The following is a 23,598-nucleotide window of genomic DNA, read 5'->3' on the forward strand; positions in this document are numbered from 1 at the left end:
GTGCCAGAGGATAGTGCGGCGTGAAGGGGAGAGCAAGGGGAAGACGCTTCCTCCCGCGAGAGGAGGAAGCGTGACGGTCAGTCGCGGGCGCCGATTTCGCGCAGCGGGCGGCCTTTCATCAGGTTACGTTCGATGTGTTCCAGCGACACGTTTTTGGTTTCCGGGATAAGCCACAGAGTCAGGAGGATGAACAGGACGTTCAGCCCGCCGTAGACCCAGAAGGTGTTGGCGTTGCCCAGCGAGTTAAGCATGGTCAGGAAGGTCGCCCCGACGATCATGTTGGCAATCCAGTTTGTCGCCGTTGAGCAGGTGATGCCGAAATCGCGGCCTTTCAGCGGCTGAATTTCCGAACACAGGACCCAAATCAGCGGACCGGCGCTCATCGCGAAGCCGACGATAAACATCAGCAGCATCAGCACGGAGAAGTACTGGGCGGTCGCTGAGTGAATCCCGATATGCATCATGGAGCCCAGGACGCCCATGCCGACGGCCATGACGATAAAGCCGAGGATCAGCGTCGGTTTACGGCCCCAGCGGTCCACCAGCCCGATGGCGATAAAGGTCGCCAGCACGTTAGTCAGACCGACGATCACGGTGCCCCACATCTGTTCGGTGGTATTGGCATAACCCGCCAGTTCAAAAATCTTCGGCGCGTAATACATGATGACGTTCATCCCGGTGAACTGCTGCATCACCTGTAACAGGATGCCGAGGAATACCGCGCGACGGAAGTTGCTGTTTTCTTTAAACAGTTCCCAGCCGGACTGTTTAATCTTCAGGCTTTCCCGGATTTCATCCAGCTCGCGTTTTGCCTCTGCGCTGGTATCACGCAGGCGCATCAGTACGCGTTCGGCATCGACAAAGCGGCGTTTGGCGGCAAACCAGCGCGGGCTGTCCGGCAGGAAGATAACGCCAATCAGCAGCAGAACCGCCGGGATGATAATCACTCCCAGCATCCAGCGCCATGCGCCGCTGTAGCTGAAGGCGGTATCCGACAGATAGGCGCCGAGAATCCCGATGGTAATCATCAGCTGATACATCGAAATCATGCTGCCGCGAATTTTTTCCGGCGCGATTTCGGACAGGTACAGCGGGGCGGTATAGGAGGCGACGCCAACGGCGAGGCCCAGCAGGACGCGGGAAACCAACAGCACTTCGACGTTCGGGGCGGCGGCCGAGAACAGCGAACCGGCGACGAACAGGATCGCGCCGATCATCAGGCTTTTTTTCCGGCCGAGGCGGAAAGAGAGCCAGCCGCTGCCGACGGCGCCGACGGCGGCACCGAACATCATGGAGCTCACGACCCATTCCTGGGTGTGGGCGCTGATCTGGAACTCGTTGGCAATAAAGGGTAAGGCACCCGCGATGACGCCGATATCAAGGCCAAAAAGCAGGCCCGCCAGCGCGGCGAGGAAACAGACAAAGAACGTCATCGTCTTGTTCGAGCGCCCTTGTTTTTTGTTGTCAGGCATAACGCCCTCCAGTTGAGTTATTGATTCTGTCGATACTTAGGGTAGGGGAGTCCATCGTAAAAAAACGTGATACCAATCACGGCTGTGTAATCGGTTACACCAAGGTAAAGAAGTGTAATTACTTAAAAGTGATTAAATTCAACTATATATATGATTATAGATTGGCTGACAAAAAGTCATAATCAGATAAGCCTGAAACAGGATGTAACATAGTGAAAACCGTTTCACTAACCCATTATTTATCCAGGTTTTTGGCTTCACTGCCTATGTAATCGCTTTCATTTTCATTGGGAATTCGCGGAGGATGCGCGGCGAAGGGGAGAGAAGCAGGACGTGCAGATAATAAAAAGGCCAGCGCAAGGCTGGCCTTTTTTAGCAAAGCGGCAGGATTATTTCAGACCGGCGGCTTCGCGCAGCAGCGCGGCTTTGTCGGTTTTTTCCCACGGGAAGTGTTCACGACCAAAGTGGCCATATGCCGCCGTCTCTTTATAGATCGGGTGCAGCAGGTCCAGCATCTGGATCAGGCCGTACGGACGCAGGTCAAAGAACTCACGAACCAGCAGCGTCAGCTGCTCAGGGGCGATTTTCTCGGTACCGAACGTCTCAACCATGATGGAGGTCGGTTCAGCCACGCCGATGGCGTAGGAAACCTGAATCTCGCAGCGGTCGGCGAGGCCAGCGGCCACGATGTTTTTGGCAACGTAACGCGCCGCGTAGGCCGCAGAACGGTCAACTTTAGACGGATCTTTACCGGAGAACGCGCCGCCGCCGTGACGAGCCATGCCGCCGTAGGTATCAACGATAATTTTACGCCCGGTCAGGCCGCAGTCGCCCATCGGGCCGCCGATAACAAAACGACCGGTCGGGTTGATGAAGAATTTGGTGGCGGCATTCAGCCACCCGGTCGGCAGAACCGGCTTGATAATCTCTTCCATCACCGCTTCCTGCAGCGATTTCTGGTCGATCTCTTCCGCGTGCTGAGTAGACAGCACCACCGCGTCAATCCCAACGATTTTGCCATCGTCGTACTGGAAGGTAACCTGGCTTTTCGCATCCGGGCGCAGCCACGGCAGGGTGCCGTTTTTACGCACTTCAGCCTGACGCTGCACCAGACGGTGCGCATAGGTGATCGGCGCCGGCATCAGCACGTCGGTTTCGTTGGTGGCGTAGCCAAACATCAGGCCCTGGTCGCCCGCGCCCTGCTCCAGCGGATCGGCACGGTCAACGCCCTGGTTGATGTCCGGAGACTGCTTGCCAATGGCGCTCAGGACGGCGCAGGAATTGGCATCAAAGCCCATATCGGAATGCACGTAGCCAATTTCACGAACCGTATTACGGGTAATCTCTTCGATATCAACCCATGCGCTGGTGGTGATTTCACCGCCGACCAGCACCATGCCAGTTTTGACATAAGTTTCACACGCGACGCGCGCTTTCGGATCCTGCTCAAGGATCGCGTCCAGCACGGCATCGGAGATTTGGTCAGCAATTTTGTCTGGATGCCCTTCTGATACGGACTCGGACGTAAAGAGGTGTTTTGCCATGTTTTATTTTACCTGTGGAGTATTCGTGTAGCTCATACTGTTGTGTGGATTAGCTTTGATGGATGATTCTACCAAAGCTTGCAGGTAGTGACACGAGCAGTCTGAGTGTTAATCAGTATAGACGGATTAACTTCTGGATGGCTATTTTAGGTCAAATCTTAATCCCATTTCCAGCCTTTTTTGACCGGCTTCGCATTTACGAAAAATGAAGGGTGGAAATTTTTCCTGCCAATCGCGGCAAGTCGCCTATTTTTATTTTGCATTTTAGCCGGCTTATCGGTATAAAACGCCGCGCGCGGCTCATTAAAAAAGCGCACGAAGAGCATCTCGTGACGCCACTTCCAGCCGGGTTAAGCAGTCTGTATTTACAGAATTCCTCAGCGGCGTTTCGGCACGCGGCTGCGGTATGTCTAGCTTTGGCTTGTCGCTGGCCCGTACCGGGGCAGTGTGGAGGTGATACCAGATAATGAACCCACGTTTTTCATCCGATTCGTCGCGTCGTTCCGTCGCGCGTGACTTTCCCGCACTCTGCATCTCTTTCATGCACACCAGCCGACGTTCTACCCGTCTCGGCGCTTCTCAGGATTCCAGGGCCGGCAGGCTATCTGAAAACTGAACAAGGGCGCTCTTGCTATCGCAAGGGTTTTCTCGTGGTTTCTCCGGACTGTCATACTACGTTCGGGTATGTGTTTTACTATGATATGAATAAGAAACCGGTCGCGCAGTCGCAAAGCCAGCACTATCTGCTGGGGTTTAGGACTGTTCATGGGTTGTTATCGTGTCTTCGGACTGCGATAGTAGTTAACTGTTTTACACTTACGACTAAAATTTGAGGTTCGCTATGTCTGACGACATGTCTTCAGTTTCGCCTTCGTCAGCAGGCGAACACGGTGTACTACGTTCCATGCAGGAGGTTGCGATGAGCTCCCAGGAAGCCAGCAAAATGCTACGTACTTACAATATTGCCTGGTGGGGTAATAACTACTACGACGTTAACGAACTGGGCCATATCAGCGTTTGCCCGGATCCTGACGTTCCGGAAGCGCGCGTTGACCTTGCTGAATTAGTGAAAGCACGTGAAGCACAGGGACAGCGCCTGCCGGCGTTGTTCTGCTTCCCGCAAATTCTGCAGCACCGCCTGCGTTCGATTAACGCCGCCTTTAAACGCGCGCGTGAGTCCTATGGCTATAACGGCGACTACTTCCTGGTCTATCCGATTAAAGTGAACCAGCATCGTCGCGTGATTGAGTCGCTGATCCACTCCGGCGAGCCGCTGGGGCTGGAAGCCGGTTCCAAGGCCGAGCTGATGGCGGTGCTGGCGCATGCCGGCATGACCCGCAGCGTTATCGTCTGTAACGGCTATAAAGATCGCGAGTACATCCGTCTGGCGCTGGTCGGTGAAAAGATGGGCCATAAGGTCTATCTGGTTATCGAAAAGATGTCGGAAATCGCGATTGTGCTGGAAGAGGCCGCGCGCCTGAATGTCGTGCCGCGCCTTGGCGTACGTGCGCGTCTGGCTTCGCAGGGTTCCGGTAAATGGCAATCTTCCGGCGGCGAAAAATCGAAGTTCGGCCTCGCGGCAACGCAGGTTCTGCAGCTGGTTGAGATTCTGCGCGCGGCGGGACACCTGGAAAGTCTGCAGCTGCTGCACTTCCACCTGGGGTCGCAGATGGCCAACATTCGCGATATCGCCACCGGCGTGCGCGAATCGTCACGTTTCTATGTCGAACTGCACAAGCTGGGCGTCAATATTCAGTGCTTTGACGTCGGCGGCGGCCTGGGCGTGGACTACGAAGGGACTCGCTCGCAGTCTGACTGCTCGGTGAACTACGGTCTGAACGAGTACGCCAACAACATTATCTGGGCGATTGGCGACGCCTGCGAAGAGAACGGCCTGCCGCACCCGACGGTGATTACCGAATCCGGGCGTGCGGTTACCGCACACCACACCGTGCTGGTCTCCAACATCATCGGCGTTGAGCGTAACGAATACACCGAGGCGACGCCGCCGGCGCAAGATGCGGCGCGTCCGTTGCAAAGCATGTGGGAAACCTGGCAGGAGATGCACGAGACCGGCAACCGTCGCTCGCTGCGCGAATGGCTGCACGACAGCCAGATGGATCTGCACGATATTCATATCGGCTACTCTTCCGGCACCTTTAACCTCCAGGAGCGCGCCTGGGCTGAGCAGCTGTATCTGAACATGTGTCATGAAGTTCAGAAACAGCTCGACCCAAGCAACCGCGCGCATCGTCCGATTATCGACGAACTGCAGGAACGTATGGCGGATAAGATTTACGTCAACTTCTCGCTGTTCCAGTCGATGCCGGATGCCTGGGGTATCGATCAGCTGTTTCCGGTGATGCCGCTGGAAGGGTTGAACCTGGTGCCTGAACGCCGCGCGGTGCTGCTGGATATCACCTGCGACTCCGATGGCGCCATCGACCATTACGTCGATGGCGACGGCATCGCCACCACCATGCCGATGCCGGAATACGATCCTGAGAACCCACCGATGCTGGGCTTCTTTATGGTTGGCGCCTACCAGGAGATCCTCGGCAACATGCACAACCTGTTCGGTGATACCGAAGCGGTAGACGTGTTTGTGTTCCCTGACGGCAGCGTCGAAGTTGAACTCTCCGATGAAGGGGATACCGTGGCGGATATGCTGCAGTATGTGCAGCTGGATCCGAACACGCTGTTGACCCAGTTCCGCGATCAGGTGAAAAATTCCGGTCTCGACGAAGCGCTGCAGCAGCAGTTCCTCGAAGAGTTCGAAGCCGGTCTGTACGGCTACACTTATCTGGAAGACGAGTAACGTTCGGCGAGCCCTCTTTGCGTTGTCGAGAGGGCATCAGGTCACACAAACGCTATACTGACTTGAACCCGTATGCATTAATGGCGATAATTCGCTCCACAAAGCAGCAACCCTATTCAAACCCTTCCTCGTCGGGCCTAACGACGCGGAAGGGTTTTTTTATATCTGTAGTTACATACACCGACTGTAAAAAGAGGTCATACCCATGAGCACCTTAGGTCATCAATACGATAACTCCCTGGTATCTAACGCGTTTGGTTTTCTGCGTCTGCCGCTGAATTTCCAGCCGTACGACAGCGATGCTGACTGGGTCATTACCGGCGTGCCTTTCGATATGGCGACTTCCGGGCGCGCGGGCGGCCGTCATGGCCCGGCGGCGATCCGTCAGGTCTCTACTAACCTTGCGTGGGAACATAACCGCTTCCCATGGAACTTCGACATGCGCGAGCGCCTGAACGTGGTTGACTGCGGCGATCTGGTTTACGCCTTCGGCGACGCGCGTGAGATGAGCGAGAAGCTGCAGGCGCATGCGGAAAGACTGCTGGCGGCCGGTAAGCGTATGCTCTCCTTCGGCGGCGACCACTTCGTGACCCTGCCGCTGCTGCGCGCCCACGCGAAGCATTTCGGTAAAATGGCGCTGGTTCACTTTGATGCCCATACCGACACCTACGCCAACGGCTGCGAATTCGACCATGGCACCATGTTCTTCACCGCGCCGAAAGAAGGGCTGATCGATCCGAACCACTCTGTGCAGATCGGTATTCGTACTGAATTCGACAAGGATAACGGCTTTACCGTACTGGATGCCGGCCAGGTGAACGATCGCACCGTCGATGACATCATCGCCCAGGTGAAGCAGATCGTCGGCGATATGCCGGTATACCTGACCTTCGATATCGACTGCCTGGATCCGGCGTTTGCCCCGGGCACCGGTACGCCGGTGATCGGCGGGCTGACCTCCGACCGCGCGATTAAACTGGTGCGCGGCCTGAAGGATCTGAACATCGTCGGGATGGACGTGGTGGAAGTGGCCCCGGCCTATGACCAGTCTGAGATCACCGCCCTGGCGGCGGCGACCCTGGCGCTGGAAATGCTCTACATCCAGGCGGCGAAAAAAGGCGAATAAGCCTTAGACGCTCACTGCTGCTGCGCGACGCATGCGCAGCAGCAGCATTCCTCCGGCCAGCAGGGTGATGAGCTGCGACGCCACCAGTACCGAAAATCCTGAACTGACCGAGCCCACCGACTTCATCACCATCCCCATCAGCAGCGGAATAAACGCCGCGCAGATGTTGCCTACCCCGTTGATGATCCCGTAGGCGCTGCCTACCGCCTGTCGTGGCGCATGATGCTGCACCACCGCCGGGATCGCCGCCCCCTGTAGCCCCCAGAAGAGATTCGCCGAAAGCATAAACAGCGCCAGCAGAGCCGGCTGCTGGCTGAGTATCAGCGCCACGACCGAGCAGGCCGTCAGCGCGCCGCCGATGATAAACAGCAGCGGCGCCTGTTCCGGGCGCATCTTGTCGAGCAGCACGCCGCCGAGAAATTTCGCTCCCAGGCTGAGCAGGAATGGAATTGCGGCCAGAAAGCCGGTCGCCTGCAGGGAAAAGTGGTGCTCATCGCGCAGCCAGGCCGGCAGCCAGGCGCTGCTGCCCCACAGATAGCTAAGGGTGGCAATTTCAACCAGCACGATCCAGCCGAGAAGCGGCGTTCGCCAGGCGAGCATAAAGGTCTGCTGAAAACCGGGCTGGCGGTGTTTCACCGCGGCGGCTGGCGCGGGCAGGAAGCGCCAGATCAGCCCACCGCCGAGCACCAGGTTCAGGAGCGCCAGGCTATAAAACGATCCCATCCATCCCTGATGGGCGACTAAAAAAGTGACCAGCGGAAAGCCTACCGCCAACCCCAAAGAGACCCCCAGGGCGGTGATGGCATTCGGTTTGCCAATCTCTTCGGCGGCAAAGTTGTCGCTGATAAACCGTGTCTTAAGGGAAAATAGCGGGCCTTCCGCGATCCCCAGAATGAGGCGGGCGATCAGCATCCCCATCAGCGAACCCACTACGGGCGAAATCGCGCAGACCACCGCCCAGACGGCGATACTGGCAAGCAATCCCTGGCGGTAATGCAGCTTACTTTCTATAACCGGCGTTAATAATAATGCCGAAAAACCATAGCCCAGCAGAAAGCAGGTCATTAGCATTCCCTGTAACATTCTGTTTTCATTTAACTGAAGGTGGGCGGCAAAGTCGGGGTTAAGTATCATCACTGAAATATTTACCCGATCAATATAAGAGATGATAATTAACAACAGCAACGCGATTGTACCCTGCCATCTTGCGGTCATTTTTATTTTTTTCTCCCGGTCTCTGATGAAGCGATGTGTTTATTTTTTAATAACGGTGATAGTCACGCAGGTAAAATGGTTAACCTGTGAAACTCATTGTTTTTTAATGATAAATAAAAATGTTGTTTCACAGGTGAAACCGCACGATATGCCCCGATGACCATTTTTAATGATCATCAGGAAAAGAAGTCAATAGTCATTTTCGAAAATTACATCGCCAGGTTAATTTATTTTTACTTCTCCCGTTAAATATCACAATTTCATATTACCGTAATTTTTCGTGATCAATTGCACACTTAGCTAACTAAATAGCGATCAGTTAACAAATCCTTCACATTACCGCTTGACGAAAGATTGAACGCTTTTATATTGACCGTATTAAATAAGAAACAGAGTTTCATATATGAAACAAAGCCTGGAGGATCGTGATGAGCTGGATAGGCGTATGTGACGCAGAGCAGGTACAGGAAGATTTCCCTTATAGCGGCAACATCGACGGTAAAGAAATCGGTATTTATCTGATTGATGGTGAGTATTACGCGCTGGAAGACGTGTGTCCCCATGCCTACGCGCTGTTAAGCCAGGGTTTTGTGGAAGACGGCAAGGTCGAATGCCCGCTGCATGAAGCGGTTTTCGATGTGAAAACCGGGCAATGCCTGCATGGTCCGGGCGGCCGTAACCTCAATCGTTACCCGGTGCGGGTATTCGACAAGCAGATCCAGATTACGTTTATCGAGGAGAGTGTGGCATGAGCGAAATCCTGAACTTCAACCCGGCGCTGCCGGAAAGTCGCCAGTTTACGCCCCCCGCGGAAGGCGGGAATGGCAACATTCATAAGCCCGGCGACTATCACAATCTTATCTGGCAAACCCGCAGTCGCGTTCCGGAAAACTGGGAGCTGCAGCTTATCGCTACCCTCGAAACGCTTTTTGAGCAGGGGGCGGAGAGCCTGACGCAGCTGGTGGACGGGCTGAACGCGCTGAAGATGCACGATCGGCAAGGCGAGCCCTGGAGCGAAGCCAGCTTTCAGGCGTTTTTGCAGGTAAACGGCTACTGAGGACACAGCGATGACGACAACGGTACAAAATTATCTCGATAAAGGTTTACGCGGCCTGTGGTATCCGGTGCTGGCGAGCTGGGAAGTGCAATCCGCCCCGGTAGGCATCACCCGTCTTGGCGAACAAATTGTGGTGTGGCGTAACAAAGATGGTCAGCTGCAGGCGCTGGAAGACCGCTGCCCGCACCGCGGCGCCCGCCTGTCGATGGGCTGGAACCTCGGCGATCGTATCGCCTGCTGGTATCACGGCGTGGAAGTGGCAGGTAACGGCGAAGTGAAAGATGTCCCGGCGGTCGACAAATGCCCGCTGGTGGGCCAGCAGTGCGTACGTAGCTACAACGTCCAGGAAGCGCATGGCGCGATCTTCCTGTGGTTTGGCGTCACCGCCGACCAGCAGCCGGATGAACTGAGTTTCCCGCAGGAGCTGGCCGACAGCGATAAATACAGCAACTTCCTCTGTACCGCCGCCTGGAAATGCAACTATCAGTACGCGCTGGAAAACGTCATGGACCCGATGCACGGTACCTACCTGCACTCGTCGTCGCACTCGATGGCGGAAGGGGAACGTAAAGCGGAGATGGTGCTCCAGCCGACCAAAACCGGCTTCATTTTTGAGAAGAAAGGCCAGAGCGGAGTGAACTTCGACTGGGTGGAGCTCGGCAACAGCGGCGCTTACTGGATGCGCCTGTCGATCCCCTACAAAAAGCGTTTTGGGCCCGGCGGCCACTTCTGGATCGTCGGCATGGTGGTCCCGGAAGATAACGATAACTGCCGGGTCTTCTTCTGGCGTATTCGTGGCGTACAGGGCTGGCAGCGCGATCTGTGGCGCTTTATGTACCGCAACCGCCAGGAAAAACTGCACTGGGAAGTGCTGGAGCAGGATCGCGTGGTGCTGGAAAGCCTGGCGCCGAACGCCCGCGACCACGAATACCTGTATCAGCACGACGTGGGCCTTTCCCGCCTGCGCCGGATGATGCAAAAAGCGGCTAAAGAGCAGCTGGCCGCCCGCGAAACGCAGCAGGGAGCCGCCTGATGAACGGACTGCTCAACGGCAAACGGCTGGTGGTGACCGGCGCGGCGCGCGGCCTCGGCTTTCATTTCGCCAAAGCTTGCGCTGAGCAGGGCGCCGGGGTGGTAATGTGCGACATCCTGCAGGGCGAGCTGGCGGAAAGCGCCCATCGCCTGCGCGAGCAGGGTTATCGTATTGAATCGCAGGTCATCGATCTGGCCGATGCGGACTCCATCGCGCGGGCGTTCTGTGCGATCGGCGAGCAGGGAATGATCGACGGGCTGGTGAATAACGCGGCGATGGCTACCGGCGTCGGCGGCAAAGATATGATCGATTACGATCCGGATCTGTGGGATCGGGTGATGTCGGTGAACGTCAAAGGCACCTGGCTGGTGACCCGGGCGGCGGTGCCGCTGCTGCGCGAAGGGGCCGGGATCGTCAACGTCGCTTCCGATACCGCGCTGTGGGGGGCTCCTCGCCTGATGGCCTATGTCGCCAGCAAAGGCGCGGTGATTGCTATGACCCGCTCAATGGCCCGTGAACTGGGCGAAAAGCGTATTCGTATCAACGCGATCGCCCCCGGTCTGACCCGCGTTGAAGCGACGGAATATGTGCCTGCCGAGCGGCATCAGCTGTACGAAAACGGGCGCGCGTTAAGCGGCGCCCAGCAGCCGGAAGATGTCACCGGCAGCGTGGTGTGGCTGTTAAGCGACCTGTCGCGGTTTATTACCGGGCAGCTGATTCCGGTCAACGGCGGATTTGTTTTTAACTAAAAAGCGAGGCGGTATGGCAAACGATCAGGAAGTGAAATACCTGGTGCCGGGACTGGAGCGGGGACTACAGCTGCTCCTGGCATTTGGCGAACAGCATCGCGATCTGACCTTTGCCGAGCTACATCGGCTGGTGGATATGCCGAAAGCGACCGCGTATCGCGTGGTGCAGACGCTGGAGTATATGGGGTTTCTGGAGCGCAATGCGCGCACCAACACCTTCTCCCTTGGGATGAATGTGCTGCGGCTTGGCTTTGAATATATTGCGTCGCTGGACGTGGCGCAGGTCGGCCAGCCGGTTATCGAGCAGCTGCGTGATACCAGCCAGTGCAGCAGCCATCTGGCGATCCGCGATGGCCGGGACATTATTTACATCGCCCGCGTCAGCGCCGCCGGCTCGCGCATCAATCAGGTCAGTATTGGCACCCGCCTGCCGGTTCACTGTACGTCCCTTGGCCGCATGTTGCTGACCGACGTTTCCCGCAGTGAATTTGAGCAGCTGTTTCCCGATGAGCGTCTGCCGGGCAACACGCCGGGGCAGATTCATGACCGCGAAGCGCTGTGGCTGATGGTGCAGCAGGATAAAGCGCGCGGCTACGTGATCGGCGAATCCTTCTTCCGTCACGGCATCTCCTCCATCGTCTACCCGGTCTACGATCGCAGCGGTCGGGTCGCGGCAGTGGTGAGCATCCTGGTGCCGTCGGATGAGATCCCGCAAAGCGATCGCGAGCGGCTGCAAAATGACGTCAGCATGGCGGCGGACAAAATATCCGGCTTTTTAGGGTATCTATCACAGGCTAGTTAAATCAACAAGTTAACATCAGGCGCTTGCGTGCGTCGGGCATGTTTTACGCCCAAATCAGGGCGACCGAACGGTAAAGAGGCAACGAACCATGAGTGTATGCGGAATTGAAAAGCTGGAATTTGGCGTCGACGACCTGGCCCATAGCGCCAAATTTATGCGTGATTTTGGCCTGACGGGCGATGCCGATGGCCAGCGCTTTACCACCCTGAGCGGTGCGCGGGTGGAGCTGAATCCGATTGATAGCCCGGATCTGCCGCCGGCCTTTGAGGCGGGCAACACCCTACGCCGTATGACCTGGGGCGTGGCGGACCAGGCGGCGCTGGATGCCCTGCGGCCGAGGCTGGCGCAACAGCCTGCTTTTCGTGAGGTCGACGGCGCCCTTGAGTGTCAGGATCCGAACGGCATGACGCTGCGGGTTCAGGTCAGCCAGCAAACCGCGGTGGAGCTCAAGGTTGAGCCGATTAACCAGTGGGGCGATATGCGCCGCATCGATACGCCAAGCCCGGTTTATGAGCGTGCGCAGCCGATCAACGTCGGCCACGTGGTGTTCTTTGTCGAAGAGCTGGCGGCGGTAGAGAACTTCTATCGTGAGGTGCTCGGTTTCCAGGTCTCTGATCGGTATATCAACCGCGCGGTCTTCCTGCGCTGCGGCGCGCGCGGCGGTCATCACAACCTCTTTTTATTACAGCTGCCCAACCGGCAACGCGGCCTCAACCACGTCGCCTTTACCGTGCGCGATATTCATGAAGTGATTGGCGGCGGCATTGCGATGAACAAAAACGCGTGGAGCACCTTTATCGGTCCGGGTCGTCATCCGGTCTCTTCCGCCTACTTCTGGTACGTCAACAGCCCGACCGGCGGCGCGTTTGAGTATTACACCAACGATGATTTCCTGACGGAGAACTGGCAGCCGCGCGAGCTGGAACATTCGCTGGTCTCCTTTACCGAATGGGCGGTGGAAGGCGGGATCGACCACGACACCCGTCGCCAGCAGAAGAAGCCGGAGGCGGTATGACGGCGCGGATAGTGATTATCGGCGGCGGCCAGGCGGGCGGCTGGGCGGCGAAAACGCTGCGTGACGAAGGCTATGACGGCGAAATTTGCGTCGTTGCCGAAGAAGAATGGGATTTTTACGAACGTCCTCCGTTGTCAAAGGCGGCGCTGCTGGAGGCCGAACCGGCGCTGCCGCGGCTGTTCAGCGCAGACGTTCAGCAGGCGTTGAACCTCAGGTGGTATCGTCCGCTGCGTGCCGAAGCCATTGACCGTGAAGGAAAATGCGTCCGGCTGAGCAACGGCGAGCAGCTCGGCTACGACACGCTGCTGATTGCCACCGGCGGTCGCGCCCGGCTGCCCGGCGACGCATGGGCGCAACACCCGCAGGTTTACACGCTGCGCCACTGGCAGGATGCGCAGCGCCTGAAACGCCGGCTGGCCACGATTTCGCGGCTGGCGGTGGTCGGCGGCGGCTGGATTGGCCTTGAAATTGCCGCATCGGCGCGAAAAAGCGGCGTGGCGGTAACCTTATTCGAACAGCAGCCGGCGCTATGTCTGCGCTCGGTAAGCGGCGAAGTCTCGCAGGAGCTGGAACGTGTTCACCGTGCCGAGGGCGTGGAGATCCGTAGCGGCTGCGGCGCGCTGGAGCTGGAGGATCGTAACGGCCTGCCGGTTATTCACTGCGACGGCCAGCGCGAAACCTTTGATGCGGTAGTGGTGGGGATCGGCGTCGATCTTAACCTTGAGCTGGCGCGCGAGGCGGGGCTGACGATCGATCGCGGGATCGTCGTCAACGCCCAGGGGCAGACCAACGACCCGGCGATCTTCGCGGCGGGAGATGTCGCGCAGCATCACCAGTATGGCCTGTGCATTCAGTCCTGGGCCTTCGCCCAGAACCAGGCGGTGGCGACGGCCAAAGCGATGTGCGATCCGCAGGCGGCGGGTTATGACGAAGCGCCGTGGCTGTGGTCGGATCAATACGCGCACAACATCCAGATCCTCGGGATTCCTCAGCCGGGAAGCCGGACGGTGGTTCGCGCGGATCCAAAAGGGCCGCTGTTCTTCTCGATCGATGCCGACGGGCGCCTGAGCCAACTGGTGGCGTTCAACGACGCCCGTACCGTCAAGCTGGCGAAGCGCTGGATGGCGGCAGGGAGGGATCTTTCCGCCGTACCGCTCGACGATCTGACCTTTTCGCTGATGTCATTGCGATAACACACGCGCACCCTTAAGGGGGAGAGATGACCACATTAGAGACAAACACCGCGCCGGTTGGGGCCAGCGGTGAGGGCGTCCGTACGCCTGAAAAAGCGGTCCGCTGGGCAATTCCACTGTCATTGCTGGCCTGCGTACTGCTGGCGTTTTTCGACAAGATCAGCATTGCCGCGCTGTTCTCCGATAGCCATTTCCAGCAGGCGATGGGGATTGATTTTGATACCACGCGTCTCGGCATTCTGATGAGCGCCTTTTTACTGAGCTACGGTTTTTCCTCGGTGTTGCTGAGCGGACTGGGCGACCGTATCGCGCCCCTGCGCCTGCTTAGCGGGATGATGGCAGTGTGGTGCATCTTAATGGTGATGATGGGTTTCACCCATAACTACACCGCGATGGTCACCTTGCGCATTCTGCTCGGCATCGCCGAAGGGCCGCTGTTTCCGCTGGCCTTCGCCATTGTCCGCCATACCTTCCCGCCGCGGCTTCAGGCGCGCGCCACCATGCTGTGGCTACTCGGGACGCCGGTCGGCGCGGCCATTGGCTTCCCGCTGTCGATTTGGCTGCTTAATACCTTCGGCTGGCAGAGCACCTTCTTTGTGATGGCGATGCTGACGCTGCCGGTGCTGCTGTTTGTGCGTATCGGGCTGCGCGGAATCCAGCTGGAGAGCAAAACGTCCGGCACGACGGTGTCGCAGGAGGAACGCCGCGCCGCGCGCCGCGAGCTGTTCGTCAGCCCGCACTTCTGGATGATTTGCATCTTTAATATCGCCTTTTTGGCCTATCTGTGGGGCATTAACGGCTGGCTGCCGGGCTATCTGATCAAAGGCAAAGGTATCCATCTGGAACATGCCGGATGGCTGTCGTCGATGCCGTTTATCGCCATGCTGCTGGGCGAAGTGATTGGCGCCTGGCTCTCCGATCGTCTCGATAAACGCGCCGCCGCCTGCTTTATCTCGCTGGCCGGGGCGGCGGTAGGTCTGGCGGCGGTGATGCACTTCACCACCCCGCTGACGGTTATCGCGGCGATGAGCTTTAGCACCTTTATGTGGGGCACCGGCGCGCCCAACATCTTCGCCCTGCTGGCGAAGGCGACCCATCCCCGGGTCAGCGCCACGGCGGGGGGCATTTTCAACGGGCTGGGGAACTTTGCGGGCGCCCTGTCGCCGGCGGTGATGGGCGCGCTTATCGCCTTCACCCATAGCATGGATTCCGGGCTGATTTTTCTGGCGGTGATGGCGGCTGTGGGCTGCGTCCTGTTACTGCCGCTGCTGAGACGTTACTGAGGATAAAACGATGACTGATTCAACCGTAACTGCAAAACCGGGTATCAAACCTGAACATCTGACGATGGAAGAGTGGGTGGAGTCGCGTATCGCGCGCTTTGAGGGGCGTAAATATGACTGGAATGCGCTGAAATTCCAGGCCGATTTCGACCCCAAATATCGCCGCGCCCAGATGCGCTATATCGGCACCGGCGCCACCGGCGTGGCCAGCGATACCAATACCGTGGCGGCGGAAAACTTCACCTTCTCCACCATGGTGCTGCCGGCGAAATGTGAGGGGCCGCTGCACCTGCATGATGACGTGGAAGAGGTGTTCTTCATGCTCAAAGGGCAGATCACCCTGATGATTCAGGACGGCGATAGCTATACCGAAACCGTGCTGCGCGAACGTGACCTGATCTCCGTCCCGGCGGGGATCTACCGTGGGCTGTTTAACCATGGCGAAGAAGAGGCGCTGATGTGCGTGATGCTGGGGACGAAGAAGCCGAATATCCCGACCTATCCGGAAGATCATCCGCTGTCGAAAGTAAAACGTAATTAAGGAGGCGGTATGACGGGTTTTCGTGAACAAGGACGCGGTACGCCGCTGACGCTGCTACATGGCATCAGCTCCGGCGCGGCTTCCTGGCATAAACAGATGGCGCTGCCCGGCTACCGCGTCCTGGCCTGGGATATGCCCGGTTATGGCGAAAGCCCGATGCTGCCGGTCGCACAAGCCGATGCGGGCGACTATGCCGAGGCGCTGGCGCGCCTGCTGGACCGCGCCGGCGTTGACCGAACGGTGCTGGTGGGTCACTCCCTCGGTGCGCTGGTCGCCAGCGCTTTTGCGGCGAAATATCCCCAACGCGTTCTGCAACTGGTGCTGGCCGATGCGGCACAAGGCTACGGCCAGGCGGAGGCGGCGCAGCGGGAAAAGGTCTGGCAGGGCCGCCAGCAGCAGATCGCGCTGGGCGTTGACGTACTGGCGGCAACCCGGGCGGCGAAGCTGCTGCATCCCGGGGCGAAGGCGGCCGATATAGCCACCGTCGCCGCCGGGATGCGCAAGCTGCGTCATGACGGCTATCTCGCCGCGGCGCGGATGCTGGCGCACGACAACATTCACCGCTGGCTTGGCGATTATCGCGGCCGGTTTGAAGTGTGGTGCGGCGAACAGGACGCGATCACTCAGCCAGAGTGGGTTCACGGGCTAGCGCTGCGCTACGGCATGCCGTACACCGCCATCCCACAGGCGGGGCATGCCAGCTATCTCGATAATGAAACCTTTTTTAATCAACAGCTGTTACGGGTAGGGGAAGAGGTGCGCGATGAATGCACAAATTGAAGGACGTGTCGCGGTGGTCACCGGAGGCTCGTCAGGGATCGGCTTTGAAACGCTGCGTCTGCTGCTGGGGGAAGGGGTGAAGGTCGCTTTCTGCGGCCGCAATCCCGACCGGCTTGCCAGCGCCCACGCGGCGCTGCAAAACGAGTATCCCGGAGCGGAGGTCTTTTCCTGGCGCTGCGATGTACTGCAGGAACAAGAGGTCCAGGCGTTTGCCGCCGCGGTGGCCAGCCGTTTTGGCGGGGTGGACATGCTGATCAATAACGCCGGCCAGGGCTATGTGGCGCATTTTGCCGATACCCCGCGCGAGGCCTGGCTGCACGAGGCGGAGCTGAAGCTGTTTGGCGTGATTAACCCGGTCAAAGCCTTCCTGGCGCAGCTGGAGCAGTCGGATATCGCCTCGATTACCTGCGTCAATTCACTGCTGGCGCTGCAGCCGGAAGAACACATGATTGCCACCTCTGCCGCCCGCGCGGCGCTGCTCAATATGACGCTGACGCTGTCCAAAGATCTGGTGGGGAAAGGTATTCGCGTCAACTCCATTCTGCTGGGAATGGTGGAATCAGGACAGTGGCAGCGGCGCTTCGCCAACCGCACGGACCAGAGTCAGACCTGGCACGAGTGGACGGCGGATATCGCCCGGAAACGAGGGATCCCGATGGCGCGTCTTGGCAAGCCGCAGGAGCCCGCGCAGGCGCTGCTGTTCCTTGCTTCGCCGCTGGCGTCGTTTACCACCGGCGCGGCGCTGGATGTCTCCGGCGGTTTTTGCCGTCACCTGTAAGGAGTGGTCATGAAAAAAATCATGTTGATTGGCTACGGCGCCATGGCGCAGGCGGTGATTGAGCGACTGCCGCCGCAGGTGACCCTGGGCTGGATTGTCGCGCGGGAAACGCACCATGCGGCGATCCGCGCCCGCTTCGGCGACGCGGTGATCGCGCTTGACGACCCGCAATCCTGCGCGGAAACCCCGGATCTGGTGCTGGAGTGCGCCAGCCAGCAGGCGGTTGCGCAATATGGCGAAGCCATTCTCGCCCGCGGCTGGCATCTGGCGGTGATCTCCACCGGCGCGCTGGCCGATAGCGAGCTGGAACAGCGTTTAAACGAAGCGGGCGGCAGATTAACGCTGCTGCCCGGAGCGGTGGCCGGTATCGATGGCCTGGCGGCGGCGAAAGAGGGGGGGCTTGAACGCGTGACCTATCGGTCGCGTAAAAGCCCGGCCAGCTGGCGCGGCAGCTACGCGGAGATGCTGATCGACCTGAATGCGGTCAGCGAGGCGAAAATCTTTTTTGAGGGCAGCGCCCGTGAAGCGGCGCGGTTGTTTCCGGCCAACGCCAACGTTGCGGCGACCGTGGCGCTGGGCGGCATCGGGATGGACGACACTCGCGTGCAGCTGATGGTTGACCCGGCGACCCGGCGCAACACCCACACGCTACATGTCGAAGGGCTGTTCGGCGAATTCCACCTGGAGCTGAGCGGGCTCCCGCTGGCCAGCAACCCAAAAACTTCCACCCTGGCGGCGCTGAGCGCAGTACGCGCCTGCCGTGAACTGGCGCAACGCTGAGAGGCTGCGATGGACGAATTGAAGATTTTTATCGGCGGCCGCTGGCGGCACGGCGGCGGCGATCTGATGCACAGCCACTTTCCGGCGGATGGTTCGCTGAATGCCACGCTCCATGCGGCAAGCCTCGACGATCTGCATGAGGCGCTTGCGGATGCCGAGCGCGCCTGGCGCGAACCGGCATGGCGCAACATGCTGCCCCACCTGCGGGCAAAAATCCTGCATAACGTGGCGGATATTATTGAATCCCGTATTGATGAACTGGCGCGGATGCAAAGCCGGGACAACGGCAAACCGCTGGCGGAAGCGCGGGGGCTGGTGATGAGCGCGGCGGGCAGCGCCCGCTATTTCGCCGCCGCCTGCGAGCTGCTGGAAGGGGAGCTGCCCACGCCGCGCCACGCGGATCTGCTGACCCTGAGCCGCTACGAGCCGCTGGGCGTGGTGGCGGCAATCACCCCGTGGAACTCGCCGATCGCCAGTGAGATGCAAAAGGTAGCGCCGGCGATCGCCGCCGGGAATGCGGTGATCCTCAAACCGGCGGAAGCGACGCCGCTGATGGCGCTGGAGCTGGCGCGGATCTTCGAACAGGCCGGCCTACCCGCCGGGCTGCTGAGCGTCCTGCCGGGGAAAGGCGCGGTGATTGGCGACGCGCTGGCCCGCCATCCGCTGGTGCGCAAAATTTCGTTTACCGGCGGTACCCGCACCGGGCGCCATCTGGCGCACGTAGCGGCAGAAAAACTGATTCCGGCCTCGCTGGAGCTGGGCGGGAAATCGCCGACTATCGTGCTGGAGGATGCCGATATTGAACAGGCGGCGCGGGGCATTTGCTACGGCATTTTCAGCTCGGGCGGCCAGGCGTGTATCGCCGGTTCGCGGCTGTTTGTCCATGAAAAGGTCTACCCGCAGCTCATGGCGCGCCTGCTGGAGCTGACCCGCGGGCTGCGGCTGGGTCACCCGTTCAGCGCTGACACCCACGTCGGGCCGCTGATTAATGAAAAGCATCGCGACAGCGTCCTCGGGTACGTCGAGCTGGCGAAACGTGAAGGCGGGCGGGTGCTGTGCGGCGGCGAGATCCCGGCGGATCCGGCGCTGGCGGCAGGTAGCTATTTCCAGCCGACGATCGTCGAAGGGTTACGCAATGGCGCCCGCGTCTGCCAGGAGGAGATCTTTGGCCCGGTGCTGGTGGCGATGCCCTTCAGCGATGAGGAGACGCTGATCCGCGAAGCCAATGACTCCATCTACGGTCTGGCGGCGGGGATCTGGACGCGGGACAGCGGACGCGCCCTGCGCTTAAGCGATCGTCTGCAAGCCGGGACGGTGTGGATCAATACCTACAAGATCTTCTCCATTTCGACCCCGTTCGGGGGCTTTAAAGAGAGCGGTCTGGGCCGCGAAAAAGGCATCCAGGGCCTGAAAGCCTGGCTGCAACAAAAGAGCATTTATCTGGCGACGGGTAATAGCGTCAACCACTGGTGCGACTGAGAAAAGGGTGAGTAATGAGCGAAATGATAACCGTCGGCGAAGCCATCGCCAGAACGCTGGAGCAGTACAACGTTGAGGCTATTTACGGCGTCATCTCCATTCACAACCTGCCGGTCGCCGATGCGATTGGTCAGCGTGGCAATATCCGCTTTGTTCCGGCGCGCGGCGAGGCCGGATCGGTCACCATGGCCGATGCCCATGGCCGTTTTTCCGGCCTGGGCGTCGCGCTGACCAGCACCGGCGCGGGGGCCGGAAATGCGGTAGGGGCGCTGGTCGAGGCGATGAACGCCTGCACGCCGCTGCTGCATCTTACCGGCCAGGTGGAGAAAACCTGGCTGGATGCCGATACCGGTTTTATTCACGAAACCCGCGACCAGCTGACCTTCCTGAAAGCCAGCTCGAAACGTGCCTGGCGTATCAGCAATGCCAACCAGGCGATCGCCATTTTGCATAAGGCGATCCAGGAGGCGCAGACGCCGCCGTGCGGACCGGTATCGGTCGAGATCCCGATTGATATTCAGGGGGCGAAGATTCCGCTGTCGCTGGTGACCGCGGCGCTGAAACCGGCACCGGCGGCCGCTGCGGATGGGGCGATGGTCGATGCCCTGTGGGCGCAGCTCAAGCAGGCGAAACAGCCGCTGCTGTGGCTGGGCGGCGGGGCTATCGGCAGCGCGGCGGCGGTGAAGAAGCTGGCGGACGCGGGGATCACCGTGATTTCCAGTACCCACGGGCGCGGCGTGCTGCCGGACGGCCACCGCGCCAGCCTGCGCGCGTTCCACAATTCACCCTCCGTTGAAGCGCTGATGGCGCAATGCGATTTTACCCTGGTGGTGGGGTCGCGCCTGCGCAGCAACGAAACCCGTTCCTGGACGCTGGCGCTGCCCTCTCCGCGGGTGCAGATTGACATCGACCCGGCGGCGGCCAGCCGTAACTATCTGATGGACAACACGCTGATTGCCGATTGCGCCGCGTTACTGGGTGCGCTGGCGGCAAAAGCGCAGGGGCGTGAATGGGGCAATGGTCACTGGGACGCCCAGGTAAAAGAGGCGGTGACGCTGGCGGAGCAGGGGCTGCGCGAGCAGTGCGGCGCCTATGCCCAGCTGAACGACGCCATTGCCCAGGCGCTGCCTGACGATGGCATTCTGGTCCGCGATATCACCGTCTCCGGCAGCCTGTGGGGCAGCCGTTTGTTCCGCGCCCACGGTCCGCTGATGAATGTGCATTCGCTGGCAGGGGCGATTGGGATGGGGCTGCCGATGGCGATCGGTACGGCGATCGCCAACCCGCAGCGCAAGATTGTCGGCCTGGTCGGCGATGGCGGGCTGAGCCTGAACCTCGGGGAGCTGGCGACGCTGGCGCAGGAAAAAGCTAACGTCACGCTGCTGATTATGAACGATGGCGGCTATGGCGTGATGCGCGGTATTCAGGATAAGTATTTTGGCGGCCGCCAGTATTATAACGAACTGCACACCCCTGATTTCACGCTGCTGGCGCAGGCGATAGGCCTGCAGGCGTGGAGCGTGGAGCGGGCGGAGGATTTTCAGTCGGTGATGACCGAAGCGCTGGCGATGCCGGGGCCGTCGGTGGTGGAGGTCAGAATGGGGCAGATTGGCGCCCTGCGTTTTGCCGGGCCGCCGCAAAAAACGCTGTACTAAGTGCCGCTATTCCCCTCCCCGCCGCGCGGAGAGGGGATGGCGCTTATTTAATGCCGTCCGCCTTCATGCGATCGCGAATGTGCTGCGCACGTTCTTCGGACGCAGGATGATCGTCAAACATCGAGCTTTGACGCCCGGCTTCCAGTTTGGCCAGTTTTTCAAAGCTGGTGGCCAGCCCCGCGGGATTAATCCCGCGTTTACGCAGCAAATCGTAAGAGTAGTCGTCCGCTTCTGACTCCTGGCGCTGGGAGAACTGCGAGTTCACCAGCTTTTCGCCCAGATCGCCAAGCTGAGATTGCGACAGGCTGCCGACGATGCCGCCCGCTGACGCGGCGGCGGTGCGAAGGGCGTTGGTGCCAAGCGCTACCTGCATCCCTTTCTTGACGTGGCCGAGCGCGACGTGACCCATTTCGTGGCCGATAACCGCTTCAACTTCATTATCATTCATGAGATCCATCAGGCCGCTATAGACGCGGATGCAGCCGTTCGCCATGGCAAACGCGTTAACGTCCTTGGTTTCATACACTTTGTAATTCACCGGCTGGCCGTTGATATTGTCCCCCAGCGCGGCGGCGATTTTATTCAGGCGCTTGCTGTATTCGCTGCTGGCCGGCGAAAGGGTCGCCTTGCTATCCATCTCTTTACAGGCCTGATCGCTGAGCGTTTTGACCTGCTCATCGCTCAGCGAATAGGCCTGAAAAGCGCCTGCGCCGGAGCTGAGGAGGGCATTGGAGTCCATGTTCTGACATCCGGTAAGGGTTGCTGCAATCCCAAGGGCAAGAATAGTTGAACGAATTTTCATTTTTATCTTCCACAATCTTACGATTATTTGTCTGAAAAAGGCGACGATAAGCATGTCGCATCCTGCACAAATTATAAAGACTATTGCGTGATGCGGGCGAGGAGATTCCGGGGCAGCACAACGTGTTCCGGAGATTTCTTAAACCACAAAAGGATGCTCCATGTACATGCTTTCGCGCTTGGGTTACATTGTTGACACTTTTTTCTGGCGTAGCCCAAAACGCGCTCTCGTCAAGTCGTTAAGGGTATGGCCTTCAACAGTCCGAACTGGAGTCAAAATGTCCTCACGTAAAGAGCTTGCTAACGCTATTCGTGCGCTGAGCATGGATGCTGTACAGAAAGCCAAATCCGGCCACCCGGGTGCCCCGATGGGTATGGCTGACATTGCCGAAGTCCTGTGGCGTGATTTCCTGAACCATAACCCGCAGAACCCGTCATGGGCCGACCGCGACCGCTTCGTGCTGTCCAACGGCCACGGCTCGATGCTGATTTACAGCCTGCTGCACCTCTCCGGGTACGATCTGCCGATCGAAGAGCTGAAAAACTTCCGTCAGCTGCACTCTAAAACTCCGGGCCACCCGGAAGTTGGCTACACCGCCGGCGTGGAAACCACCACCGGCCCGCTGGGCCAGGGGATTGCCAACGCCGTGGGCATGGCTATCGCGGAAAAAACGCTGGCCGCGCAGTTCAACCGTCCGGGCCACGATATCGTTGACCACTTCACCTACGCTTTCATGGGCGACGGCTGCATGATGGAAGGGATCTCTCACGAGGTGTGCTCCCTGGCCGGGACCCTGAAGCTGGGCAAACTGGTGGCGTTCTATGATGACAACGGTATCTCCATCGACGGCCACGTGGAAGGCTGGTTCACCGACGACACCGCTAAACGTTTCGAAGCCTACGGCTGGCACGTGGTGCGCGGCGTTGACGGTCACGACGCGGACGCGATCAAACGCGCGGTAGAAGAAGCGCGTGCGGTCACCGACAAACCGTCCCTGCTGATGTGCAAAACCATCATCGGTTTCGGTTCGCCGAACAAGGCCGGTACGCACGACTCCCACGGCGCGCCGCTGGGTGACGCAGAGATCGCGCTGACCCGTGAAGCCCTGGGCTGGCATTATGCTCCGTTCGAAATCCCGTCTGACATCTACGCTCAGTGGGATGCCAAAGAAGCCGGTCAGGCAAAAGAAGCGGCCTGGAACGAGAAGTTCGCTGCTTACGCTAAAGCCTTCCCGCAGGAAGCGGCGGAATTCACCCGCCGTATGAAAGGCGATATGCCGGCCGACTTCGACGCCAAAGCCAACGAATTCATCGCTAAGCTGCAGGCGAATCCGTCTAAAATCGCCAGCCGTAAAGCGTCGCAGAATGCGATCGAAGCGTTCGGTCCGCTGCTGCCGGAATTCCTCGGCGGCTCCGCTGACCTGGCGCCGTCGAACCTGACCCTGTGGTCCGGCTCGAAACCGATCAACGAAGATAC

Annotated in this window: 22 protein-coding genes and 1 pseudogene; 19 read left to right on the forward strand and 4 right to left on the reverse strand. The window is 59.2% G+C overall.

The genetic code is table 11. The features are described from left to right. Positions 1-77: 77 nt before the first annotated feature. On the reverse strand, positions 78-1,472 hold the full coding sequence (locus tag EDF73_RS14380; protein WP_132729782.1) for a sugar porter family MFS transporter: 1,395 nt from the start codon (positions 1,470-1,472) through the stop codon (positions 78-80). Positions 1,473-1,861: 389 nt separating this feature from the next. Further along, positions 1,862-3,016: a methionine adenosyltransferase gene (metK, locus tag EDF73_RS14385; RefSeq protein WP_132729783.1), complete on the reverse strand. Its 1,155-nt coding sequence runs from the start codon at positions 3,014-3,016 to the stop codon at positions 1,862-1,864. A 517-nt stretch (positions 3,017-3,533) separates the two neighbouring features. Between metK and EDF73_RS27955 the strand changes: the two are divergent. The 4 genes and pseudogenes from EDF73_RS27955 to speB form a co-directional block, all read left to right on the forward strand. Then, positions 3,534-3,632: pseudogene (locus EDF73_RS27955) on the forward strand (hypothetical protein); the annotation flags it as partial. A gap of 85 nt (positions 3,633-3,717) precedes the next feature. After that, positions 3,718-3,849 (forward strand): acid stress response protein YqgB, encoded by a 132-nt coding sequence (gene yqgB, locus EDF73_RS14395; protein ID WP_132729784.1) that lies wholly within the window; start codon positions 3,718-3,720, stop codon positions 3,847-3,849. 8 nt (positions 3,850-3,857) lie between these two features. After that, entirely contained in the window at positions 3,858-5,834 is a 1,977-nt protein-coding gene (speA, locus tag EDF73_RS14400) for a biosynthetic arginine decarboxylase (RefSeq protein ID WP_132729785.1), read from the forward strand. A 205-nt stretch (positions 5,835-6,039) separates the two neighbouring features. Next, complete coding sequence (gene speB, locus EDF73_RS14405) at positions 6,040-6,960, forward strand: agmatinase (RefSeq protein WP_132729786.1); 921 nt, start codon at positions 6,040-6,042, stop codon at positions 6,958-6,960. Positions 6,961-6,963: 3 nt separating this feature from the next. On the opposite strand, the gene EDF73_RS14410 is transcribed toward speB, so the two are convergent. Continuing rightward, positions 6,964-8,175, reverse strand: a complete 1,212-nt coding sequence (locus EDF73_RS14410) for an MFS transporter (RefSeq protein ID WP_132729787.1) — start codon at positions 8,173-8,175, stop codon at positions 6,964-6,966. 428 nt (positions 8,176-8,603) lie between these two features. On the opposite strand from EDF73_RS14410, the gene EDF73_RS14415 reads away from it, so the two are divergent. The 14 genes from EDF73_RS14415 to EDF73_RS14480 all read left to right on the forward strand — a co-directional run bounded on the left by EDF73_RS14415 (position 8,604) and on the right by EDF73_RS14480 (position 21,320). Beyond that, the gene (locus tag EDF73_RS14415) at positions 8,604-8,927 is read left to right on the forward strand and encodes a non-heme iron oxygenase ferredoxin subunit (RefSeq protein WP_132729788.1); all 324 of its coding nucleotides are present in this window, start codon (positions 8,604-8,606) and stop codon (positions 8,925-8,927) included. Continuing rightward, positions 8,924-9,232, forward strand: a complete 309-nt coding sequence (locus EDF73_RS14420) for a recombinase-like helix-turn-helix domain-containing protein (RefSeq protein WP_132729789.1) — start codon at positions 8,924-8,926, stop codon at positions 9,230-9,232. The genes EDF73_RS14415 and EDF73_RS14420 overlap by 4 nt, the downstream gene beginning before the upstream one ends. 10 nt (positions 9,233-9,242) lie before the next feature. Next, the gene (locus EDF73_RS14425) at positions 9,243-10,265 is read left to right on the forward strand and encodes an aromatic ring-hydroxylating dioxygenase subunit alpha (protein ID WP_132729790.1); all 1,023 of its coding nucleotides are present in this window, start codon (positions 9,243-9,245) and stop codon (positions 10,263-10,265) included. Beyond that, on the forward strand, positions 10,265-11,014 hold the full coding sequence (locus EDF73_RS14430) for an SDR family oxidoreductase (protein ID WP_132729791.1): 750 nt from the start codon (positions 10,265-10,267) through the stop codon (positions 11,012-11,014). Before EDF73_RS14425 ends, EDF73_RS14430 begins: the two co-directional genes overlap by 1 nt. A 13-nt stretch (positions 11,015-11,027) precedes the next feature. Then, positions 11,028-11,816, forward strand: coding sequence for an IclR family transcriptional regulator (locus EDF73_RS14435; RefSeq protein WP_132729792.1), 789 nt, complete (start codon positions 11,028-11,030; stop codon positions 11,814-11,816). Positions 11,817-11,904: 88 nt separating this feature from the next. Then, positions 11,905-12,831, forward strand: coding sequence for a VOC family protein (locus EDF73_RS14440; RefSeq protein ID WP_132729793.1), 927 nt, complete (start codon positions 11,905-11,907; stop codon positions 12,829-12,831). Further along, positions 12,828-14,024, forward strand: coding sequence for an FAD-dependent oxidoreductase (locus EDF73_RS14445; protein WP_132729794.1), 1,197 nt, complete (start codon positions 12,828-12,830; stop codon positions 14,022-14,024). Before EDF73_RS14440 ends, EDF73_RS14445 begins: the two co-directional genes overlap by 4 nt. A gap of 26 nt (positions 14,025-14,050) precedes the next feature. Then, entirely contained in the window at positions 14,051-15,307 is a 1,257-nt protein-coding gene (locus EDF73_RS14450) for an MFS transporter (RefSeq protein ID WP_132729795.1), read from the forward strand. 10 nt (positions 15,308-15,317) lie between these two features. After that, entirely contained in the window at positions 15,318-15,848 is a 531-nt protein-coding gene (locus EDF73_RS14455) for a cupin domain-containing protein (RefSeq protein ID WP_132729796.1), read from the forward strand. 9 nt (positions 15,849-15,857) lie between these two features. Beyond that, the gene (locus EDF73_RS14460; protein ID WP_132729797.1) at positions 15,858-16,628 is read left to right on the forward strand and encodes an alpha/beta hydrolase; all 771 of its coding nucleotides are present in this window, start codon (positions 15,858-15,860) and stop codon (positions 16,626-16,628) included. Further along, on the forward strand, positions 16,612-17,406 hold the full coding sequence (locus EDF73_RS14465) for an SDR family oxidoreductase (RefSeq protein ID WP_132729798.1): 795 nt from the start codon (positions 16,612-16,614) through the stop codon (positions 17,404-17,406). The genes EDF73_RS14460 and EDF73_RS14465 overlap by 17 nt, the downstream gene beginning before the upstream one ends. Before the next feature lie 9 nt (positions 17,407-17,415). Continuing rightward, positions 17,416-18,186, forward strand: a complete 771-nt coding sequence (locus tag EDF73_RS14470; protein WP_132729799.1) for an aspartate dehydrogenase — start codon at positions 17,416-17,418, stop codon at positions 18,184-18,186. Positions 18,187-18,195: 9 nt separating this feature from the next. Next, entirely contained in the window at positions 18,196-19,665 is a 1,470-nt protein-coding gene (locus EDF73_RS14475) for an aldehyde dehydrogenase (protein ID WP_132729800.1), read from the forward strand. 14 nt (positions 19,666-19,679) lie between these two features. Then, on the forward strand, positions 19,680-21,320 hold the full coding sequence (locus tag EDF73_RS14480) for a thiamine pyrophosphate-binding protein (RefSeq protein ID WP_132729801.1): 1,641 nt from the start codon (positions 19,680-19,682) through the stop codon (positions 21,318-21,320). Between the two features lie 43 nt (positions 21,321-21,363). Here EDF73_RS14480 and EDF73_RS14485 read toward each other — a convergent pair whose 3' ends face one another. Next, positions 21,364-22,122, reverse strand: coding sequence for a M48 family metallopeptidase (locus tag EDF73_RS14485; protein WP_132729802.1), 759 nt, complete (start codon positions 22,120-22,122; stop codon positions 21,364-21,366). A gap of 277 nt (positions 22,123-22,399) precedes the next feature. Here EDF73_RS14485 and EDF73_RS14490 point away from each other — a divergent pair. Continuing rightward, on the forward strand, positions 22,400-23,598 hold a 1,199-nt coding region (locus EDF73_RS14490), incomplete at its 3' end, for a transketolase (protein WP_243655220.1).

The sequence above is a fragment of the Klebsiella sp. BIGb0138 genome (assembly GCF_004342285.1).
In the GTDB taxonomy this organism is placed as follows: Bacteria; Pseudomonadota; Gammaproteobacteria; order Enterobacterales; family Enterobacteriaceae; genus Klebsiella.